At 60.5% G+C, this 20,910-nt stretch carries 20 protein-coding genes; 11 read left to right on the top strand and 9 right to left on the bottom strand.

The window, feature by feature from the left end; translation table 11 throughout:
• Window positions 1-3: 3 nt before the first annotated feature.
• Entirely contained in the window at window positions 4-498 is a 495-nt protein-coding gene (locus tag NR164_RS15550) for a RimK/LysX family protein (protein WP_256822930.1), read from the top strand.
• A gap of 50 nt (window positions 499-548) precedes the next feature.
• Here NR164_RS15550 and NR164_RS15545 read toward each other — a convergent pair whose 3' ends face one another.
• From NR164_RS15545 to NR164_RS15515, 7 genes are all read right to left on the bottom strand, one after another.
• Entirely contained in the window at window positions 549-1,310 is a 762-nt protein-coding gene (locus NR164_RS15545; protein ID WP_079443725.1) for an aspartyl/asparaginyl beta-hydroxylase domain-containing protein, read from the bottom strand.
• A gap of 19 nt (window positions 1,311-1,329) precedes the next feature.
• Window positions 1,330-2,295, bottom strand: coding sequence for a hypothetical protein (locus tag NR164_RS15540; protein ID WP_104903125.1), 966 nt, complete (start codon window positions 2,293-2,295; stop codon window positions 1,330-1,332).
• Between the two features lie 9 nt (window positions 2,296-2,304).
• Window positions 2,305-3,234, bottom strand: coding sequence for a diacylglycerol kinase family protein (locus NR164_RS15535; protein ID WP_052735787.1), 930 nt, complete (start codon window positions 3,232-3,234; stop codon window positions 2,305-2,307).
• 56 nt (window positions 3,235-3,290) lie between these two features.
• Entirely contained in the window at window positions 3,291-4,370 is a 1,080-nt protein-coding gene (gene lptG, locus NR164_RS15530) for an LPS export ABC transporter permease LptG (protein WP_256822929.1), read from the bottom strand.
• Entirely contained in the window at window positions 4,367-5,440 is a 1,074-nt protein-coding gene (gene lptF / locus NR164_RS15525; protein WP_017845640.1) for an LPS export ABC transporter permease LptF, read from the bottom strand. Before lptF ends, lptG begins: the two co-directional genes overlap by 4 nt.
• Before the next feature lie 67 nt (window positions 5,441-5,507).
• Complete coding sequence (locus NR164_RS15520; RefSeq protein WP_046383321.1) at window positions 5,508-6,338, bottom strand: nucleotidyltransferase family protein; 831 nt, start codon at window positions 6,336-6,338, stop codon at window positions 5,508-5,510.
• A complete protein-coding gene (locus NR164_RS15515) occupies window positions 6,322-7,446 on the bottom strand; it encodes an N-acetyltransferase (protein ID WP_079443729.1) in 1,125 nt (374 codons plus the stop codon). Before NR164_RS15515 ends, NR164_RS15520 begins: the two co-directional genes overlap by 17 nt.
• A gap of 312 nt (window positions 7,447-7,758) precedes the next feature.
• Here NR164_RS15515 and NR164_RS15510 point away from each other — a divergent pair, with 312 nt between their 5' ends.
• The 8 genes from NR164_RS15510 to cptA are packed head-to-tail and all read left to right on the top strand — an operon-like array spanning window position 7,759 to window position 16,892.
• Window positions 7,759-9,549, top strand: coding sequence for a fatty acyl-AMP ligase (locus NR164_RS15510; protein ID WP_306218188.1), 1,791 nt, complete (start codon window positions 7,759-7,761; stop codon window positions 9,547-9,549).
• Window positions 9,549-10,457, top strand: a complete 909-nt coding sequence (locus NR164_RS15505; RefSeq protein ID WP_017845644.1) for an NAD(P)-dependent oxidoreductase — start codon at window positions 9,549-9,551, stop codon at window positions 10,455-10,457. The genes NR164_RS15510 and NR164_RS15505 overlap by 1 nt, the downstream gene beginning before the upstream one ends.
• Before the next feature lie 32 nt (window positions 10,458-10,489).
• The gene (locus NR164_RS15500) at window positions 10,490-10,753 is read left to right on the top strand and encodes an acyl carrier protein (protein WP_017845645.1); all 264 of its coding nucleotides are present in this window, start codon (window positions 10,490-10,492) and stop codon (window positions 10,751-10,753) included.
• Window positions 10,740-11,939, top strand: a complete 1,200-nt coding sequence (locus tag NR164_RS15495) for an aminotransferase class I/II-fold pyridoxal phosphate-dependent enzyme (RefSeq protein WP_079443731.1) — start codon at window positions 10,740-10,742, stop codon at window positions 11,937-11,939. The genes NR164_RS15500 and NR164_RS15495 overlap by 14 nt, the downstream gene beginning before the upstream one ends.
• Window positions 11,936-13,675 (top strand): ABC transporter ATP-binding protein, encoded by a 1,740-nt coding sequence (locus NR164_RS15490; RefSeq protein ID WP_017845647.1) that lies wholly within the window; start codon window positions 11,936-11,938, stop codon window positions 13,673-13,675. The genes NR164_RS15495 and NR164_RS15490 overlap by 4 nt, the downstream gene beginning before the upstream one ends.
• A 1-nt stretch (window position 13,676) precedes the next feature.
• Window positions 13,677-14,411, top strand: a complete 735-nt coding sequence (locus tag NR164_RS15485; RefSeq protein ID WP_026139859.1) for a hypothetical protein — start codon at window positions 13,677-13,679, stop codon at window positions 14,409-14,411.
• Entirely contained in the window at window positions 14,411-15,154 is a 744-nt protein-coding gene (locus NR164_RS15480; protein WP_017845649.1) for a hypothetical protein, read from the top strand. The genes NR164_RS15485 and NR164_RS15480 overlap by 1 nt, the downstream gene beginning before the upstream one ends.
• Before the next feature lie 4 nt (window positions 15,155-15,158).
• Window positions 15,159-16,892, top strand: a complete 1,734-nt coding sequence (gene cptA / locus NR164_RS15475; protein WP_052735788.1) for a phosphoethanolamine transferase CptA — start codon at window positions 15,159-15,161, stop codon at window positions 16,890-16,892.
• 8 nt (window positions 16,893-16,900) lie between these two features.
• Here the strand turns inward: cptA and NR164_RS15470 are convergent, their stop codons facing one another.
• Window positions 16,901-17,821 carry a LysR substrate-binding domain-containing protein gene (locus NR164_RS15470; protein ID WP_017845651.1) on the bottom strand — a complete coding sequence of 307 codons (921 nt, stop codon included), beginning with the start codon at window positions 17,819-17,821 and terminating at the stop codon, window positions 16,901-16,903.
• Between the two features lie 383 nt (window positions 17,822-18,204).
• On the opposite strand from NR164_RS15470, the gene NR164_RS15465 reads away from it, so the two are divergent.
• Window positions 18,205-19,098: a DMT family transporter gene (locus NR164_RS15465; RefSeq protein WP_256822927.1), complete on the top strand. Its 894-nt coding sequence runs from the start codon at window positions 18,205-18,207 to the stop codon at window positions 19,096-19,098.
• Window positions 19,099-19,372: 274 nt separating this feature from the next.
• The gene (locus NR164_RS15460) at window positions 19,373-19,885 is read left to right on the top strand and encodes a hypothetical protein (RefSeq protein ID WP_256822926.1); all 513 of its coding nucleotides are present in this window, start codon (window positions 19,373-19,375) and stop codon (window positions 19,883-19,885) included.
• 451 nt (window positions 19,886-20,336) lie between these two features.
• On the opposite strand, the gene NR164_RS15455 is transcribed toward NR164_RS15460, so the two are convergent.
• A complete protein-coding gene (locus NR164_RS15455; protein ID WP_256822925.1) occupies window positions 20,337-20,846 on the bottom strand; it encodes an ATP-dependent Clp protease proteolytic subunit in 510 nt (169 codons plus the stop codon).
• Between the last annotated feature and the right edge of the window lie 64 nt (window positions 20,847-20,910).

Below are 20,910 nucleotides of genomic sequence, written 5' to 3'. Positions count from 1 at the left end.
ATAATGCGTCGCTATACCACAGTTTTAAGCAGCTTTATGTTGGCATTGATTATTCCGCCATTGACCCAGGCCGCCGTTTTCGGTTGGCAGGAAAAGGCACTGATTCAACCTGAGCAAGGGAGTGTGGAGGTCGAACTTAGTCCCACTTCGCCGAAGTCTTCCATTGAAGTTCATGACCTCGTTCTATTCCAGAAAAATGGCGAGAATTGGGCGCGTTTCAGTGTACCGGTGATGCACGCATTGACGGGCACGACCGATTTGACGCTGGAGAGGAAAGTACTGCGCACCGAAAAAACCAAAAGCGCCTTTGGCAGCACTCAGCATCAGTTGGTGCGGATGTCGCTGTGCCTGGGTGACAAGGTATACGCCGAGGACCTTATGCTGAAAACCCACAGCAAAGGTGGTTCGCCGGTCAAGCTGGGGCGTGATGTGCTTGCGCACCTGGGCTTGGTTGATGCGTCGCGATTCGACACCCTCAAGCCTGATTGCAAGCCGTGATACCGCGCCAATCAGGCGTCGGGGGGCCCCGGAGCCTGATTGGCGATGATTTACTGGTTGAGGATCCCGCGATCCCAGTTCTGCTGATTCCTGCGCGCGTCCTGTATGAACGGCGACCACTGGATCAGCTTGAGCACCACCCGGTTCAGCAAGCGGCCTGGTAATGTCAGGGGCCGCTGCACATCCAGGAACAGCACCACGCGCCGCTCGTCAGTGTCGTTCCAGACCTGATGCTTGTAAGTGTCGTCGAATACCAGGCAACTGTCCTGCTGCCAATGGTGGACCTCATCACCCACCTCTATACGACACTGTTCGGCCTGTTGCGGGATGATCAACCCCAGATGCACCCGCAGCAATCCGTTGTAAGGCCCGCGGTGGGGCGGAATGTGCTTGCCGGGGCTGAGAATCGAGAAAAACGCGGTGTACATGCCCGGGATGGCCTCGATGGCCTGGGTCGTTTGTGGGCACTGGGCGCAATTGCCGTCGATCTTGTAGCCATAGCCGTAGAGGAAGAATGTCTTCCAGCGGTCGTCCTGGGTCAGTCTGGCCTGGTCTTTGGATATCTGCTGAAAACTGGGAATGGCATCGCTGTTGCGCAGCACGGCATCGAGCTCGGCGCGAATCACCGCCGACCGGGATTCCAGCTCCCGGGTCCAGGCGAAGATGGCCGGGTCAAAGAACGGCGTGTTACCCACCGTAGAGCAGCGCCGTATCAGATTTTCAAGGCGTTTGATGATCCACAGGCCGATGGCGACGCTGGGACGATGTTTGCGTTTTTTCTTGGGGGTCAAAGCCGTCTTCCTGGTGCTCATGGGAAATATCCTGTCGGTTTCATGTATGAGGTCGTTGTTTCAACAGCTTCCACAGCAGCGGCCAGCAGAACACCAGCGGATAGCGGCGCAACCGTTCCGGCTGTTTGATCGGCTCGCCCCAATGGCGCTCCAGTTTCCAGATGGCGTAATCCACTGCGCCCTTGACGGTAAACAGCGATTTGATCAGACGCACCAGGTTCAATGCCCGGCCCTGAATGCGCCGGGTCCGCCAGTGCCGCGCCTGCCGTCGCTGCTGTTCAGCGGTGCTGTGGTTGATATACAGCTCGTCGGTCATCGACCCGGCAAAGCCAACGCCATCGACCTGAGCGGCCGCGACCAGGAGGGCGGCGAGGTAGCCTTGATTCTGCTGGGTAATCAGTGCCGGGCGGTTGCTGCTTTCGGGCCGCAGTTCGCTGCCGTAGGTAAAGCTCAAAGCGCGGGTCCAGAACGTGTCGCTGTTGAACAAGGGAGCTTGCAGGGAGACCGTTTCGCTGATCATGCGCAAGGCCGCGCGGCACACCGCTCGCTCCACGCGCCGTTGGATGGCGGGCGTGCGGCTGAACACCAGGCGGCTAGGCTGGGCAAAACGCGCCCACAGGTAGCTTTGAAACCAGCTATGGGTGCCTTGTTCAAAGTCGCTCACCGAAAGAATGGCGCACTTGGCGCGCAGGGTTTTGCCGGCGGTATCAGTGGCCGTGAACAGAAACACCGTGGGCGGCAGCAGGGCGTTGGCCCATTGACTGAGCCGGGAGGTGTGGATGTCCTGGTAGTGATCCACCAGGACGTACAGGTCGATCAACCCCTCATCGGTGGTGCGTGTGCGCAGGCAAGAACCGTAGAACAGGATCGCCGAGATGCCTGCGCCGAACCGCGCCATCAGCGCTTCAGTCAGTGCGTGCAGGTCTTGGTCCACCGGGCGCGCCAGTTCACGGCTCACCAACTCGAACAGGGGGAGTGTCGTCGGGTCCCGTTCAATCTCGATCATGGAATGTCCTTACAAGGTGATGAAGCGCACGGGCGGGCTGGCCTTGATTTCCAGTGTTCCGGTCACCGGGAATATCTCGCCGTCCAGTAGGTATTCGTGCAGGTGGTCAATGCTGGCGTGCTGGGCGTTGTGGCTCAGGTAGCCCGGATCCTGGCGCATGGCCGCGCTGGGTCGCCCGCGCAGTACGGCGGGCAAGGCCCGGCACAGGCGGGCAGGGGCCTGGGCAATGGCGGTCAGGCGCATGGGCTGGTGCTCGGCGCCCCAAAATGGCGTGCTGCCCAGCAGCAATTTGTCGAGGGTGGTGGCCAATACCAGCAGCCATGGCGCCTCGCGTGTCGTGCCGTTCACCGTGATAGGGGCGTTGACGGTCGGCAGCAGATGGCTGGCCGTGCGGGAAAACAACGCCAGCAGCATACGCACGAAGGCGGTCAATGGCCCTGCCAGCCCCTTGAGGCCGGTGGGGCGAACCCGTTCATGAAAATAGCGAACGCCGGTGACGATTGAACCCGCGCCAAAGAACAGGCCGCATTGTGCTCGCCGGGTGTGCGAGTCAGACACTTGCAGTACAGCCGTGGGTTTCTCCCGCGCGGTGTGGTCGTCATGGGTCAGCCAGCGCGTCAGCGCCTTGATTGCCCTGAGTGGGCTGCCACGCAACCCGATGGCATTGGCACTCATGTTGGTGGTGCCTGCGGGGACGATGAACACCTTGGGGACTTTCGCCCCCGGGGTTTGCAGCAGGCTGGTGAGCGCCGCCTGCAGCGTGCCATCCCCGCCCACTACGACCAACAAGTCGTTTTCCATCAGCGCCCAGCTGGCGATGGCAGTCTCGACCTCGGCCGGGGTGCACACCTGCGCGACGCGGGCGCGGGGCAATCTATGGATCAGGCGGCACATGCGTGCCTGCTGGCGACGGACGCGGCCGCTGAGGGGGTTGATCAAAACGCCGATGCATCGTGGCTTAGCAATTGAAGGTGGGTTGATGTTCATGACGTTGCCTAGGCGTTTCGGTCGAAGCGATAGACCAGCATCAATGCCGCGCCCAGAATAAACAGCGGTGGCAACAAGGTGGTCAACAGCGGATTCAGGGCAAACAGCAGCCCCAGGTTGACGATGATCTGATTACCCACATAGGTCAGCAGACCGACGACAGCGCCCACCGCCAGGCGGCTGCCCATCCCGGGGTCGCGCTGTTGCACGAAGGTGAAGGGTACCGCCAGCAGGATCATCGCCAGCGTCAGGATCGGCCGGCCGAACTTCTGCCACAGGGCGATGCTGTACTGATCGACCGGTTGATCGGTGGCCTTGAGAAAGTGGATGTAGCGGCTCAACTGCTTGATGGAAAAACTGTCGCTGGGCAGGGTCAGCTCCTTGAGATGAATACTGGAAAAGATCGACGTCCATTGCAGGCTATCCAACTCGCAGACCGTTTCTTCGCCGTTGCTCCATTGCTTGAAGTTGACTTGGTTGAGCGTCCAGCTGCCGTCCCGGGATACGCTGGCATTGTCAGCGTGAATGTAACTGGCCAGGGTGTTGTCCGGGTTGTAGTGGAATATCTCGATGCCCATGGGCCGGTTGTGCGCGGCCACGCTGTCGATCCTGGCGATTTCATTGCCGCGCCTGGCCCACAGCGTCCCCTTGGCATTGACTGCCTCATCGGAACTGGTGATGGCGGCGTTGCGCATCTGCAGGCCGCGCTGCTGCAATGGTGAGGCCACCCATTCATCCAGTGCTGCCAGGCCGGCGGTCAGCAGCACGCCTGCGGTGACGGCCGCTAGGGCAATACGCACGATGGACACACCAGCGGCGCGCAGGGCCGTGAGCTCCTGGCTGACCGCCAGTTGGCCCAGGCCGACGATGCCGCCCAACAGGGCGATGAAGGGCCCCAGGTCGATCAGGCGACGGGGCAGCGTCATCAGCACCACCGCCACCGCCTGGGTCCAGCGGTAGCCGCCAGCGCTGACATTGTCGAGTTCGCTGATCAGATCAAAAGTCGTGAACAACGGAATCAGCAGCGCAGCGGCAGCACCGAAACCCACGAACACGTTCCTGACCAGGTAGCGACCCCAAAGGCTCATCGCGAAAACCTCGGCAGCAGCCGCAGGTCACGAGCCATCAAGGCCCCCAGACCAACCAGCATCAGCAGGGGGACCAGCCACAGGCCCGGGATCAGGGGCAGGGCGGTATTGGCTACCAGGGTGCGGCACAGGTTGCCGGCATAGAAGATCACCGTAAACAGGATCGCGATCGGCAGCAGGGTTGAGAACCGGCCTTTGCGTGGTGCGGTCCGGCTCAGCGGCACGGCCAGCAGGGCCATGAGAATGGCATTCAGGCCGCGGCTTTCACGCCATTGCAGTTCGGCTTTGTCCTGGGGCATGGCCGACATGGCCAGCGTCGCGCTGGGGGTGGATTTGCGCTTTGACTCATCGGTCGGTTCCACCGGCTTGAGGTGTAGCAGCAACGCTTTGTAATTCAGTGTGCTGTCCTTGCTGCCGCGATGCTCCAGCGTATAACTGGTGCCCTGTTGCAGGGTCAGCGCCGGCGTCGTGGGGTCGGGATCGGTGATGGTCGCCACGTTGGCGCGCAGCACGCGGCTTTTGCCTTCGGTCGGGTCGTAGATCAGCGCGTCGGTGAGCTGGTTGGTGTCCGGGTCGATGTGCTGGGCCAGGATCATCCGGCCGTTGTCATCGTTGAGGTTGAAGCGTTGGGCCTGCAGGTGACTGACGTCGAGGTCGGAGCGCGATTGCTGTTCCAGTTGATAGGTTTGTGTATAGGCCCAGGGCCGGCCGTAGAACGACAGCGCAGCCACCGCCAGGGCCAGCGGTGTGGCGATGATCAGAATGGCCCGGTAGATACGCAACGGGCTGGCACCGGACGCCAGGATGGCGGTGATTTCCGAGTCGTTGTATAGCCGACCCAGCGCGATGGCCACCGAGGCATACAGCCCGACGGGCAGCAGCATCTCCAGCGCGATCAGCACTTTGTAGAAAACGATGTCGAGGACCACCCCCAGCGCCAGGGTGCCGTTGGCGGCCTCCGTCAGGTAGCGTTCGGCGGAGTAACTGGCGAAAACAAAGGTCAGGAAACCAACCATCATCGTCACAGGACGGCGTACTTCGGAAATGATGTAGCGCTCGATCGTAAGCATGTACCGCAAGCCTTCAACGCGGCATCAGCCGTGCACAGTAAAAAGGGGAATGAAGCGGGTGAGTCGGTCAGGCCGCAGGGCGCCCGTGGTCCTTGGCCATCTCGCGCAGGGTGCGTTCCACCAGCGCGAAGTCGTTGGCTGAATCCACATCCACCGCCGCTTCCGGGAAGGGCATGACCACAGCGCCCACGCGTGCGCCGAGCACCCGGGAAAGCTGGTTCAGCGCATGCTTGAGGGACAGTTCGCCCAGCAGGTAGCGCACGGTAGCCAGCGGGCCCAGCGCACGGGCCACAACTTGTCGGGGACGCTTGCGCGCTTCTTCCATGCCACGCCAGTACTGCGCCACCTTGGCACCCTGTGGGGTGAGGAAGGCGAACAGGTTGCTGCCGCAATACGGGCCACCCTTGAGCCGGATGGCCGTTCTGGCCGTGCCGGGGAATCGTTGCAGCACTGTCTCCAGGGGCGTCACGGCAACCGCCACGTCACAATCCAGGGCGGCTGCCTGGGTGAGGAAGTAGTCGACCATGTCGCCGCGCAGCAAGGCATGGTCGGCGGTCGTCACCAACAATGGCCAGTGTTGTCGCCTGGCCAGGCCATGGGCGACGCTTGCAGCCGGGGTTGCCTGGGGTTGCAGAAAGCTCAACTGCTCGCTGAGGATCATCGACCGTACATGGAGGTCCTTCTCCAGCAGCGCCAGCGAAGGCCCGATCAACGTTACCCGGCCAACCTGGGCGCTGTCGTGCAAAGCGCCCAGCACACGGTGCAGCATCGGCACCCCTGCGATTGGCGTCAGCGCCTTGCAACCGGCCGAGCCCAGCGCAGCCACCGGGTCATGGCCATGGCGATCCGCACCCAGCACCAGCGCGTCGAAACGCGGTGGTTCAAATTGCTTTTTCATACAGGCGATACCGTTTGTAGGGGGCGGCACCGATGCGATCCAGAATCGTCCGCATACCGGTGTTGGTTTCCAGGATCCAGGACATTTCCAGTGCTTCGATGTCACGTTTTTCGAACGGCGCCTTCAAGGCTTCGATCAGCAACAGTGCGATGATCGGCCCCATTCGGCTGAACTGGTACTGCTGTCGCACGCCCATCAGCGGTACCCGCGCGGTGCGTACGCCACTGACTTTCAGACGCCACAATAATTTGGCCCAGCCCAATGGCAGCAGGCGCCCATCCAGGTCGGCGATGGCTTCGTTGATGTTGGGCAGGGCAACGATGAAGGCACAGGGCTCACCGTCGACCTCGGCGATATAGATCATGTCTTCGGGCACCAGGAATTTCAGTTGCGCGCCCATCTCGTCGAACTCACGTTCGGTGAACGGTACAAACCCCCAGTTTTTCTGCCAGGCATCGTTGAACACGGCGCGTAGTACCTGCATTTCCCGTGCGAAATGCTTGCGGTCAAGCTGCCGGACGGTGACTCTACCGCGCATGCAGTCCATCAGTGATGTCAGCGCCGGGGTGAAGGACAGGTCGGTGCGTCGCATCCAGTAAGCCAGCAGGTCCATGCCCTTGGCGTAGCCTTGCTGCTCCAGGCGTGCGGCGTAGTAGGGCTTGCCATGCTCCATCAGCGCCGACGGCGGTGTATCGAACCCGTCGACCAGCAGGCCGCTTTCCTGATTGATGTTCAAGCCAAACGGGCCGGTGATTCGGTGGGCGCCCTGTTTGCGCAGCCAGGTCTCCGCCGTATGAGTCAGCAGGCTGAACACTGCCTCGTCATCGATGGCGTCGAGCATGCCGAAATGGCCGGTGTCCATGCCGTGCAGATCACGATGCAGTGAATCCACCTGAGCGGTAATGCGGCCCACCACTTCACCGCCGCGTCGCGCAATCCAGGCCTGCCAGTGAATGTGGTCCGATGCCGGGTTCTTCGCCGACAGATGCTCGATACGTTCCACATGCAGGGGTTGGACCCAGTGGGGATCGTCTGCGTACAAGTGGGAGGGCAGGGAGATGAAGGCTTTTAAACCAGCCTTGTCGCTGACCTGTTCTATGGAAATCATGGCTGACCTAAATCCAACTAACTTCGAGGGGGTGTTAACTTAACTAACGTAACGCGCGGTTGATCACCGCAAATGCGGCGTAAATGAAACCGCTATTAACTAAGTTTGTATATAAAATCTTCATCGCTGTTTCAGATGACGGGTATCTGATAAATGAATAGTCGTTCAGAAAACAACTCCTGTTAATCTTCGCGCCGAATTTGATTCAATCAGAATTTGAACACTGCGCAGGCAACAATCGCTTGCTGGCTGCGGCGCAGATGCGCTGTTTCCTATCTTATTGTCACCTGATAAATGCATCGGCCAAATGAAATGTTGCGGGTGGATTTGCCGTCATGCGATCAGGCCGAAGGTTCTCATCTAATGGCTGTGCTGTATATGTCAGAAACAAGCTCAAATCATTCCATACCCATGCGTCACGCAAACTTTGAAAGTCTGGTAGAGGCATTGGATTATGCCGCCACCGGTCATGCCGGCATGAACTTCTATGACCGACGCAGTCAGTTGGTCAGTTCGTTCGAGTACCGCATGCTGAAACGGCGCGCTCTGATGGGCGCACGTCGCCTGCTCGGTCTGGGGCTGGTGCGGGGCGACCGGGTGGCACTGATCGCCGACACCAACGCCACGTTCGTCGAAGTGTTCTTCGCCTGCCAATACGCGGGGCTGATCCCCGTGCCGTTGCCCATTCCCATGGGGGTTGGCCAGCATTCATCCTACGTGGACAAGCTGCGTGGGTTGCTGAACAGTTGCAGCCCGGCTGCGGTGTGCGGTGGCGAGGAATGGCTGCCGCTGGTGCGAGAGGCCGCTGCCGATATGCCGCCGATGCCCTTGCTCAGTGGTGTCGACATCGACGCGCTGCCAGAGGCCGAGGTCGAATTGCAGGCACCTGGCGCGGACGATGTGGCGTACCTTCAGTACACCTCGGGCAGCACCCGCTTTCCTCGAGGCGTGGTGATTACCCAGCGCGCGGTCATGGCCAACTTGCAGGTTATCAGTCGTGACGGCATCAAGCTGCGCGAAGGCGACCGCTGCGTTTCATGGCTGCCTTTCTATCACGACATGGGCCTGGTGGGGTTCGTCCTCACACCCGTCGCCACTCAACTGTCGGTCGACTACCTGCGCACGCAGGACTTCGCCATGCGCCCCTTGCAATGGTTGAAGCTGATCAGCCGCAATCGTGGCACGGTGTCCGTGGCGCCACCGTTCGGTTACAACCTGTGCCTGCGGCGTTGCAGTGACAAGGACCTGGCCGAGCTTGACCTGAGAAGTTGGCGGGTTGCTGGTGTGGGCGCAGAGCCGGTCCCGTTCGAGGCACTGACGCAATTTGCCGAACGTTTTGCGGCAACAGGTTTCGTGACAGAGGCGTTCATGCCGTGCTTCGGTCTGGCGGAAAGCACCCTGGCGGTCAGCTTTGCCGACACCCCCAAAGGCCTGCGGGCCGATGTGATCGATCGCGATGTACTGGAGCACAGCGGCAAGGCCGTACCGCCCACGTCACGCACACGTGCCGTCAGCACGTTCGTGAACTGCGGGGCGGTCCTGCCCGGGCACCGGCTGGAAATTCGCAACGCCCAGGGTGAGGTGCTCGGCGAGCGCGAGGTGGGGCAGATCTTCATTGCCGGCCCCAGCCTGATGAGTGGCTATTTCCGCGACCCTGACTCGCAACTGCAGGCCTCCCAATGGCTGGGCACCGGCGACCTGGGTTATTTGTTCGAGGGCAATCTACATGTCACCGGCCGCAAGAAAGACCTCATTATCATTCGCGGGCGCAACATCTGGCCTCAGGATATCGAACACGTGGCCGAGGGCGAGCCTGGCGTGCGGCCGGGCGATGCGATCGCCTTCGTGACGTCGCGCGGTGATGAGTCAGTGGTGGTGATGCAGATCCAGTGCCGGGTGGCCTCGCCCGCATCGCGCGAGCAAATGGTCCGCTCGCTGTCGGGGCGCATCCAGAGTGAGTTCGGCGTCAGCGTCGACATTCAGTTGGTACCGCCGCAAAGCATTCCGCGTACCTCATCCGGCAAACCGGCACGTGCTGAGGCCAAACGTCGCTACCTGAGCATGCTCGACGCTCTTGCGTTGCCTGCCGCGGCCATCGCCTGATGAGCTTGACCGTGGCAATCACGGGGGCCACCGGCTTTATCGGCCGGCGCATTCTGCAGGCCCTGTTGGCGCGCGGTATCGCCGTGCGTGCGTTGACCCGCCGATCGGTGGCGAGCCTGGACGCCGTGACGTGGGTGCGCGGGTCGCTGGAAGATGAGGCATCGCTGGCCAGGCTGGTCAGCGGCGCCAGTGCAGTCATCCATTGTGCTGGCCAGGTGCGTGGTCGCAGCCGCGTAGTGTTTCAGCGCTGTAACGTCGAGGGCACCCGGCGCCTGGTGCAGGCAGCCAAGGCTGCCGGTTGCGAGCGTTTCCTGTTGTTTTCTTCGCTGGCTGCCAGGTACCCGCACCTGTCGTGGTACGCCGAGTCCAAGTTCGATGCCGAAGTCGCTGCCCTCCAGGCGGCCGCCGACATGCCCATCAGCATTTTCCGGCCTACGGCCGTCTATGGGCCAGGCGACAGCGAATTGCAGCCGGTACTGTCGGCACTGCTGCGTGGCTGGCTGCCCCGGCTTGGCCATGCCGATGCACGGCTGTCTTTTCTGCATGTGGAAGACCTGGTCCAGGCCACCCTGCGCTGGCTAGACGTGGAGGCCATTCATGCCGTGCGCTACGAAATCAATGACGGTGCCAAGGATGGCTACGGTTGGAAGCAACTGGCCGCCATGGGGGCGCTGATACGCGGCGGGCCGGTGCGTCTGATCGGTGTTCCCACAGCCTTACTCTTGCAGCTGTCACGCCTGAACCTGGCCTGGCATCGCCTGGCAGGTGGCGAGCCCATGCTGACGCCGAGCAAGGTCAACGAGCTTATCCATCCCGACTGGTCATCCAGCAACCGCCTTATCTCGAAGGACCTGGGCTGGTACCCGGCCATCGAGCTTGAACACGCGTTGCGTGAACGGTTGTTTTGATCCCACTTTCATACAGATATCAGACTCTTTTTATGTTGAAGCGCGAAGTCGTCACCGACTACATCCTGGAATGCCTGAGCGGCTTGACCGCCGACAAGCAACGGCCAGTAGGCCTGCACAGCAACCTGATCGAAGACCTGGGCCTTGAGTCCATCAAGATCATGGACTTGCTGATGATGCTGGAAGACCAGTTCGACCTGTCTATCCCAATCAATATCCTGATCGATGTCAGCACACCCGCCGATCTCACCGACGCACTGATGATCTACCTGGAGGAGCATCATGGGGTTGTATGACAGTTTTTCCCGCCTGGCACAGGAGCGCGAAGCGTTCCAGGACGACGGCCTCAACCCTTTTGGCACCTGCATCGATGAGGTCCATTGCGCCACCCAGGGACGCATCGGCAATCGTCGCGTCATTTTGGCCGGTACCAACAACTACCTGGGCCTGACGTTTGACCCTCAGGCCATTGCCGCCGCCCAGGCTGCCCTGGTCGAGCAGGGCACTGGCACGACCGGTTCGCGCATGGCCAACGGCAGTTACGGCGGGCACGTGGCACTGGAGCAGGAGTTGGCGGCGTTCTTCGAGCGGCCATCCGCCATTGTCTTCTCCACCGGTTATGTCGCCAACCTGGGCATCATCAGCGCCCTGGCGACGCCCAAGGCCGTGGTGCTGCTCGATGCCGATTGCCACGCCAGTATCTACGATGCATGCGCCCTGGGAGGGGCGCAGATCATCCGCTTTCGTCACAACGACGCCGCGGACCTTGAGCGACGCATGGTGCGCCTCGGCGAACAGGCCAAGCATGCGCTGATCATCGTCGAAGGCATCTACAGCATGCTCGGTGACGTGGCTCCGCTGCAGGCAATCGTCGAGATCAAGCGCCGCCTGGGTGGTTACCTGCTGCTGGACGAGGCGCACTCCTTCGGCGTGATGGGCGCGACTGGCCGTGGCCTGGCCCAGGCGCTGGATGTGGAGCAGGACGTCGATATCATCCTCGGGACGTTCAGCAAGAGCCTCGCGGCCATTGGCGGCTTCGCGGTGGGTAATGACCGCGGCATGGAAGTGCTGCGCTATGCCAGTCGTCCTTATATTTTCACCGCCTCGCCGTCGCCATCGGCCATTGCCTCCGTGCGTTCGGCGCTGCAGACCATTGCACAAGCCCCTGAGTTGCGCGAAAAGCTGTGGCAAAACGCCCATCGCCTGTATGACGGCCTGGCAGCATTGGGTTACCAGGTGGGCCCGCATGCCAGTCCGGTGGTGCCGGTGATGATCGGCACCAAGGAGCAGGGCGTGCGCTTCTGGCGAGCGTTGATCGAGCACGGGGTGTACGTGAACCTGGTGCTGCCGCCGGCCGCGCCTGCGGGCATCACGCTGGTGCGGTGCAGTGTCAGCGCGGCCCATTCGGAACAGGAAATCGACGTCATGGTGGAGGCCTTCGCCGCCCTGCGTGACAGCGATATCCTGGAGTCGGTGGCATGAGAATCATCCTGGCATTCGGCAAATCCTACCCCCTTCGCACAATCTTGATGCTGCTCAGCCTGGTGGTCGCCGGTGTGGTGGAGGGCGCGAGCCTGACCACCATGCTGCCCCTGGTGTCGGTCATGCTGGGTGACAGCGGCCACTCAAGCATGGTGGCCGGCCATGTTGCCAGCGTGCTGCACAGTGTAGGGCTGGAGCCCTCCATCACCGTACTGTTGATTATCATCGTGGTCGGCATGTCCTTGACCAGCCTGCTGATTCTGCTGGCCAACCGTCAGGTGGGCTACACCGTGGCACACGTAGCCACGGACCTGCGTGTCGACCTGATCAATGCCACGCTGGGCAGCCGATGGGAGCATTACCTGCGTCAGCCGGGCGGGGCCCTGGCCAACGCCGTGGCCACCGAGGCGTTCCGTGCCTCGACGGCCTACGAGCACGCCGCCAACATGGTGGCCCTGACGATTCAGGCCATTGCCTACGCCATCATTGCCTTCGTGGTGTCCTGGCAGGCCGCCCTGGTGTGTATTGCCCTGGGCCTGACCATTTTACTGGCCTTGCGAGGCCTGGTGAAAACCTCGCGCAAAGCCGGCAAAAGCCAGACCGGGCTGATGCGCGAACTGCTGATCAACCTGAGCGACACCCTGGGTTCGGTCAAACCGCTGAAGGCGATGGCCCGCGAGGACATCGCCGATTCGCTGCTGCGCAGCCAGGCGACCGAGCTCAACATTGCCATGGAAAAGGAAGTCACCAGCCGCGAGACCCTGCGCGCCCTGCAGGAGCCGCTGCTGGCGCTGCTGGCCGCAGGCGGTCTGTACGCCGGCCTGGTGATCTGGAAGCTGCCGATGTCCTCGGTGATGGTGCTGATATTCATGGTCGTGCGCGTGCTTGGGCTGATGCACAAGGCGCAGCAGCGCTATCACCGCATGGTCGGGCAGGAGAGCGCGTTCTGGGCCCTGCGCGAGGCGGTGGAAGAAGCCGAGGCCCAGCGCGAACCCGCCGGCGGCAGCCTCCAGCCAACGTTGGCCCGGAACATTGTGTTCGATCAGGTTTCGTTTACCTACGGCGGTCGACGCGTCCTCGACGAGGCCAGCGTGAGTTTCGAGGTGGGAACCATGACAACGCTGGTTGGCCCGTCGGGCACCGGCAAAACCACGGTTCTTGACCTGCTGTGCGCTTTGCTGGTGGCTCAAGACGGCAGCATCCGCGTGGATGGCCGGGCGTTGGGCGATCTGCAACGGCGCAGTTGGCGCCGGATGATTGGCTACGTGACCCAGGAAACCCTGCTGCTACACGACAGTGTGCTGGCCAACGTCACCCTCGGTGAACCGTCATTGACCGAAGCCGATGCCGAGCATGCGTTGCGTCAGGCCGGCGCCTGGGAATTCGTGCAGGGCCTGGATTACGGCCTGCACACGCGGGTTGGGGAGCGGGGCGGCCAACTGTCCGGTGGTCAGCGCCAGCGGATCATTATCGCCCGCGCGCTCGCGCACCGGCCCCGCCTGCTGATCCTGGACGAGGCCACCAGTGCGCTGGACGCCGAATCCGAAGCCGACATCTGCGCCACGCTCAAGGCGTTGACGCCGAACATCACCATTATCGCCGTGTCGCACCGTCCGCGCCTGATCGAGGTGGCGGACAAGGTTGTCGAGTTGGTCGAGGGTAAATTCAAGGTCGTGACAGGTGGGCATGCGCCGCTGCCGCGTCCCGCTCTGAGCCATGGCACGGGAGGCCGCTGAGATGTCGATGAACCATGAGAACGAACTAGCACCGGTGATCGCCTTTGTAGGCTGCGATGGTGCGGGCAAGACCACTGTTTCCGACGCTATCCTGGCGTGGATGCGCGAGTCCGGACAGGTTGAAAGCTGCCATCTGGGCATCCAATCCAAGGCCTTGGGCGAGAAACTGGTGGGCTTGCCGATGGTGGGGGGCGTACTCAAGCGTCTGATTGCCAAAAACTCGCCGAAAACAGTGTCGCCAGGCGAAGCGTCGCGAACCTCGATCGAGGCGCCGAGTACCCTGGCGGCGGCCGCGATTTTTCTGCTGTCTGTACGGCGTTGGCGGCGCTATCAGAAGATGATGTCGCTGCGACGCCAGGGTGTTGCGGTGATCGCCGATCGCTTTCCGCAAATTGCCGTGGCCAAAATGAAGATCGATGGCCCGGGCCTCAGTGGCGTACCGCATCGCAATGCGCTGGTGCGCTGCCTGGCACGTTGCGAGCGCTTGCTGTACTGCTACATGGTGAGCTATCGCCCTGACGTGGTGATTCGGCTCAATGTCGATCTGGAAACGGCCTACAAGCGCAAACCGGACCACCGCTACGCGTCGTTGGCCACCAAAATCGCGTTGGTGCCGCAGCTGGAATACCAGGGCAGTCCGATCATTGATCTGGACAGTACCCAGCCCCTGGATACCGTCATCGACCAGGCCAAGCATGCCATCAACGCATGCCTGGCCCGCCAGCGCGCCGTGTAATGGCCAGCCGTAGCGCCTTCCGGCGCCTGGCGCCGTTGGTCGCCATCATCGGCCCGGACGGTGCCGGGAAGACCACCACGGCGCACTACCTGTGCTCGGTCATTGCCAATAGCCAATATGCCTACCTGGGGCTGGGCTCCGGGGCGCTGGGGTTGAAGATTCGGCAGTTGCCGTGGATAGGCGCGATGCTGGAGCGGCATCTGTCCGCCAAGGCCAGTCGGGCTCGAACGCCCGGCGAGCGTATTCCCGGGCCTGTCACGGCTGCGGTCATCTACCTGTTCGGCAGGCTGCGCTGGCGTCGTTTCCTGCACATGCTGCACGTGCGCGAGAGCGGGCGGCTGGTGATCTGTGACCGCTACCCGCAGGCGCAGATCGCCGGGCTCAACGATGGCCCTGGCTTGTCGGCCGCCCATGCCACTGGTTGGTTAACTGCGTTGCTGGCCCGGCGTGAGCGCGACCTCTACATCGAGATGGCCCAGATACCGCCCACGCTGGTCATCCGGCTCAATGTGGACGCCCACACGGCCTGGGCGCGCAAGCCCGACCATGACCTAGCCCTGATCGAGCGCAAGGTGGCCGCCACCGCGGCCTTGACGTTCCCCGGGGCGCGGGTGGTCGAGGTCGATGCGGGCTTGCCGCAGGCCCAGGTGCATGCCATTTGCCGTCAGCTCATCGAAACACTGGTCAGTGAGACCCCGGGCTTTTCCTCATCTCTTGAACCGCAGGTTACACGCGTTGAATAAACCTATGCCCCATCTCGGCGCCCAGCCCTTTGCGAATGCCTCTGGCACGCCGCTCCTGCGCCGTTCCAGTGCCTGCTCGCTGGCCGTCATGTACCTGTTTTTCTGGTATTTTTCCGGCCCCCTGCAATGGTTGATCTACCATGCCGATGTCGCCGGCCTTGACGGCTTCTGGCAAGCCAGCGCGGCAAGCCTGCTGTGGCTGATCCCGCCATTGCTGTTTCCGCGCTGGACGCGGCCCATCGTCGGGTTGATAGGGCTGGTGTTGTGGATGTGCTCGCTGACTGCGCTGGCTTACTTCCTGATCTATGGCCAGGAGTTTTCGCAAAGCGCGATCTTTATCATGTTCGAGTCCAACATGAGTGAGTCCAGTGAGTATATTTCCCAGTATTTCTCCTGGTCTAAATTGGCCGTGCTGGTGGCCTATACCGTCATCGCGCTGGGGTTATGGTCCAGGGTTCGCCCCGTCGCGTTCTCGGGGCGTGCCAAGGTGGTGTTGTGCCTGCTGATTGCCTTTGCATCGGTGGGCTACTCAGCCCTCCATGAGTACCGCAAGCGTGGCGACCTGGACATGCGCATCGGTAAGTTTCAGCAGAATCTGCAGTCGGCATCGCCTTGGCAGATGGTCATTGGCTACACGCAGTACCGTCAGCAATTGGCCGATATGGCGAATATGTTCGAGGGCTGGAAAGCCATTGCACCCTTGCAGCATCAAGTGGATGCCCATGCCGGGCAGCCAGCGACAATGGTGTTGGTTATCGGCGAGTCGACTGATCGCCAGCGCATGAGTCTGTACGGCTACACTCGCCAGACCACGCCACAGCTGGATGCCTTGCGGCCCGAACTCGACGTGTTTGATCAGGTAGTGGCGCCGCGGCCGTATACCATCGAAGTGCTGCAGCAGGTGTTGACTTTTGCCGACCAGGAGCACCCGGACCTGTACCTGACGACACCTTCGTTGATCAGCATGATGAAGCAGGTTGGTTACAAAACGTTCTGGATCACCAATCAGCAGACCATGACCCAGCGCAATACCATGCTCACCACCTTTTCCAAGCAGGCGGACGAGCAGGTCTACCTGAACAACAACCGGAATCAGAATTCCACCAGCCAATACGACGAAGACGTGCTGGAGCCGTTTAGCCAGGTTCTCAAGGACAAGGCGCCGCGAAAGCTGATCGTCGTGCATCTGCTGGGCACCCACATGAACTACCGCTACCGGTTTCCCAGCGGCTACGCGCGGTTCCAGGACAGCGCCGAGGTACCGCGCTATATCACGGACAAGACGCTGCGCAAATACAACGACTATGACAATGCCGTGTTCTACAACGATTACGTGGTCAGCTCGTTGATTGATCGCTTCAAGCGCTCCAACCCGCATGGCTTCCTGGTGTATCTGTCAGATCATGGTGAGTCGGTGTACGACCCGGTGGCCCCGCACATGCTGGGGCGCAATGAAGAGGCGCCGACACGGCCAATGTACACCGTGCCTTTCCTGGTATGGCGCTCGCCGAGCTGGAAAGAAGACAACCCACTCGATCTGCGCGATGCATTACATCGCGAGTGGACCACGTCGCACTTCATCCACACGTGGGCGGATCTGGCAGGGCTGCGCTTCGACACGTTCGAGCCATGGAAAAGCATCGTCAACCCGGCCTATCAGCGAGGTCAGCTACTGATTGGTGATCCGCGCCAGCCGGCCAAATTGCGTGACTTCAACACGCTGGGCAGCGCACCTTGAGTTGCCGGCTAAGCAGCAGTGGCGGCCAGGTTGCCCATGTGCTGCTCTAGCCGGGTGCGCAACCAGCGCTCGGCCGGGTCGTTGTCAGTCAGGCTCAGCCAGACCATGGACAACTCCTGTGCCGGCACCTCGAACGGGCAGGGTTCGTCGCGCAAATTGCCCCACCCCAGCAACGCCTTCGCCGCGTAGTCGGGGCAGCTCGCCAGCAGATTGGTCGCGTTGAGGGCCGCCGGCAGCGAGCTGAACTGCGGAATCGACAGTACCACCTTGCGGTCGCGGCCGATTTTAGCCAGGCATTCATCGACGATACCGTGGATATTGGCCGTGTAAGAGACTTGAACATGGGGGCGGGTACAGAACTCGTCCAGGGTCAAAGGTGCGTCAGCGTTATCGGCGCGCAGGATGCGTGGTTCGACGCGTCTGAGCAGTTTGCGCTTGGCATTTGCCGGCAGTTCACGGGTCTCGGTGATGCCGACGGTGATGTCGCCGGACGCCAATAGGTCGGGAATGCGCCAATAGTCGGCATGCTGGATGATCACGACCACGTTGGGGGCTTCATCGCGCAGCGCCGCCAGAAAGGGCGGCAGCAGGGCGAATTCGACGTCGTCGGAAAGGCCGATCTTGAAGGTCAGGCAGCTTTCCAGCGGATCGAACTGGTGCGCGAGGCTGAGCGCCGTGGCCATGGCATCAAGCGCTGGCGACAGATGCCGGATGATTTCTTCGGCGCGGCGAGTGGGCTCCATGCGGTGGCCTACTCGAACAAACAGGGGGTCATTGAACAGCGTTCGCAGCCGTCCCAGTGCTGTGCTGACGGTTGGCTGGCCCAAATACATTTTTTCGGCGACGCGGGTGACGTTTTGTTCCTGCATGAGCGCTTCGAAAATGACCATCAGGTTGATGTCGGATTTTCGCAGTTCATTTCGATTCATGGGCGCCTTTCAACTGCCGTGCAAGTTGGCGCATGGCAGTGCCGGGAAAGTTGAGCTAAGAGTGTCTGATGGTCGAGCTAGACGCACTCAGGCCATAGAAAATATTTCAAATTGTTACGCGGCGCGAAACTTAGCATGTGCTTTTCAGTGGCACCATCGCGCTTTCTGGAATGCCTAGTTACCGTTTTCGCAACAATGGTGAGCGATCGCTGTTACGGAAGCTCTGAAAAAGACTTACTACGTCAACTTTTTTGCGGGCAACGCGGATGTGTACCAACGGCGTGCGAGATCGTTAGTTCGTTATAAAATTCGATTTGCCGAACCAACCTCCGCGAACGGCGGCTTAGGTTACGGCAATGTCGACAGCAAGGAAGCAGTGAGTGATGAAGTCGCAATCCCGTGGGACGCTCGAAATGATCTCGGCCATGGTCATCTCCGGCACGGTGGGCTGGTTCGTCATTATGTCGGGGCAGAGCCCGGAGGCCGTGGTGTTCTGGCGTTGCTTGTTCGGCGCGATGGCGATGCTCGTTGCGTGCCTGATCCTCGGGGTGCTGCGCCGCTCCCGGATCAACGCTCGGCAGTTCATTCTGGTATGCCTGGGCGGGGTGGCGCTGATCCTCAACTGGGTGCTGCTGTTCAGTGCCTACAAACATTCCTCTATCGCCATTGCCACGGTGGTCTACCACGTTCAGCCGTTCATGCTGGTCGGTCTGGGTGTGCTGTTTTTCGCTGAACGCCTCAGCGCCGCCAAGGTTGGCTGGCTGCTGTTGGCCTTCGCCGGGCTGATGCTGATCGTGTCCGCCAAGGGCAGTGGGCAGGCCACCGGTGCCGACTACTTGCTCGGCGTCTGCCTGGCCCTGGCTTCGGCCTTCTTCTATGCCGTGGCGGCGGCGATCACCAAGCGCCTCAAGGACCTGCCCGCGCACCTGATCGTACTGATCCAGATGGTGGTAGGCGTGCTGGTCCTGGCCCCGTTCGTGGATTTCAGCAGGGTCGATACGGTCGAGGGCGCCTGGACATACCTGATCATTATCGGCGTGGTCCATACCGGGCTCATGTCGACCCTGCTGTACAGCGCCATCCAGAAAATCCCCACGGCGCTGGTCGGCGCACTGTCGTTCATCTATCCGATCGTCGCCATCCTGGTCGACTGGGTTGCCTTCGCCCATCCGCTCAGCGCCCTGCAAGTGCTTGGCGCGAGCGCGATCCTGCTGGCGGCGGCGGGCATGAATTTTGGTTGGTCGCTGGGCCGTGCCGCGCGTCAGGAAGCGAACTAGGGCCGGGCGTGACTATCGCCATGTTTGACGGCCGTGGATAGCCAGGATTGACACTGGGTAGTGTTCCAACTCAGCTACCTGTGGCTGGTGTGGCAGCTGCTGTCATATGACCTTGAGGGGTGGCATACCTTGCTGGTTGAACGAGCTGCCGGCTTGACTATTTCGGCAGGACATATCAGTTATGAACCCGGTAAGCTCCGTTGCCTGCTTTCGTTGTCTTCATTAATCGTTGCCGCTCTGAGCAAAGCCAGCGCAGATCCAACGACTGCGCACGATGAGGGTTTATATATTCAAGGTTAAAAAAACACGTCCAAAGTTGCACGTTGTTGTGAGGGCATCCCGGGAGCTGGCACTCGCCTTCGCGTTGGGAGGAGTGCCAGTTCTGTTAAATTCAGAGTCGTCAGCACAGTTCAAGGCAATGCTGGACCTTTTACTCGCGGCACCTTTTTTGATGGGCTACTACGCATGGCTGTGTTTAGCATTCGCGGTGGCTGCAATTGTTAAATACAAGTGGAGGTTCATGTCCGTTCGGTATCAGCGTTGGCTCGACGCTGTGCATCTTTTTTTAGGTGACATTGGTGGAAGTTTTTTGACCGCAGGCAGAACGGGTCTAGGAGCGATACTGGGATTTTTGACGGTTTGGCACTGGGTCGAACCGGACTCGTTGAGCGCTGAGAATGTAATTCGTACGCTTGTTATGGTTTTCAGTCTCACTTTACTTAGCGTGATGCTGGCGTTGGGCGAAGAAACTTTGAAAGACCCAAAGCTAGCAGCAGCCAGTAAATAGCTCTTCGAAGATCTGCCGCCAAGGGTGGGGACGACATTCATCATTCAGTTTTGATGATTGTGACAAGCTGCTAAGGATGCTGGCAGCGTAGGTAAATTGGGGCTTTAGGTGTGGTAATTTCTCCGGCATCAGCACAGCACTCGACCCACTCTGCGTCGCCGAATAACTGCATAACTACCGCGGTCACACCGATGCATTTTTGAACGCGAGCTTAAGCACCTCTCATTTTTCTCCATTCCAATTCTATTAATGGGCTTGCAACAGCGATTGCCCAATAAAAATTGATGAGAGACTGAGAATAGGTTGTGGTCAGGCGGCGTGATGTGAAAGCTTGCATGAGGCTCAAAACGCCGAGCTTGACACGGGATAAAAAAACTAACCCCCTGGTACGCAGTGCGAGACAGGTTCCGCCCAAGGCGTGGGGGCTAATCCACTTTGCACAATCAGGCGGTCAGGCGGTCGGTCGCGTAATTTCTTTTTCCGACACAATGACTCTGTTGACCAATCCGTATTCCAATGCTTCCTCAGCATTGAGCCAGAAGTCACGCTCGGTGTCAGCGCTGATTTTTTCTGTCGTTTGTCCGGTGGCTTGGGCGAAGATTTTGTCCAAGCGTTTTTTCATCCTGACAATTTCATTCATATAAATCTCGACATTACTCGCTGGCCCTTGAAAGCCTCCCGACGGTTGATGCAGCAGGAATCGTGTGTTCGGAAGCGAGTAGCGATTTTCTTTCTTGGCAGCGGCGTAAATCAGAGCGCCCGCACTCGCGACGCTGCCGGAGCCAATCATGACCACCGGCGGGGCAATAAAACGAATGGCATCGAAGATCATGTCGCCCGACTCAACATGTCCACCCGGCGAATTGATGAAGACGTAAATAGGATCATCGTTAATGGATGCAAGAATGTGCAGTTGTTGCACAACGTCCTTGGCTGGACTTGCCCCTACCAAACCGGACACCAACTCCCCGTTAAATTGATGCTGCCGCCAAGCGCCTGAACTCCCTCGGCGAGCGATAGTTCAA

The sequence above is a fragment of the Pseudomonas sp. Pse79 genome, assembly GCF_024519615.1.
GTDB lineage: Bacteria > Pseudomonadota > Gammaproteobacteria > Pseudomonadales > Pseudomonadaceae > Aquipseudomonas > Aquipseudomonas veronii.
Note: the sequence above shows the minus strand (reverse complement) of the source record. Positions and strands in the feature narration are given on the sequence as shown.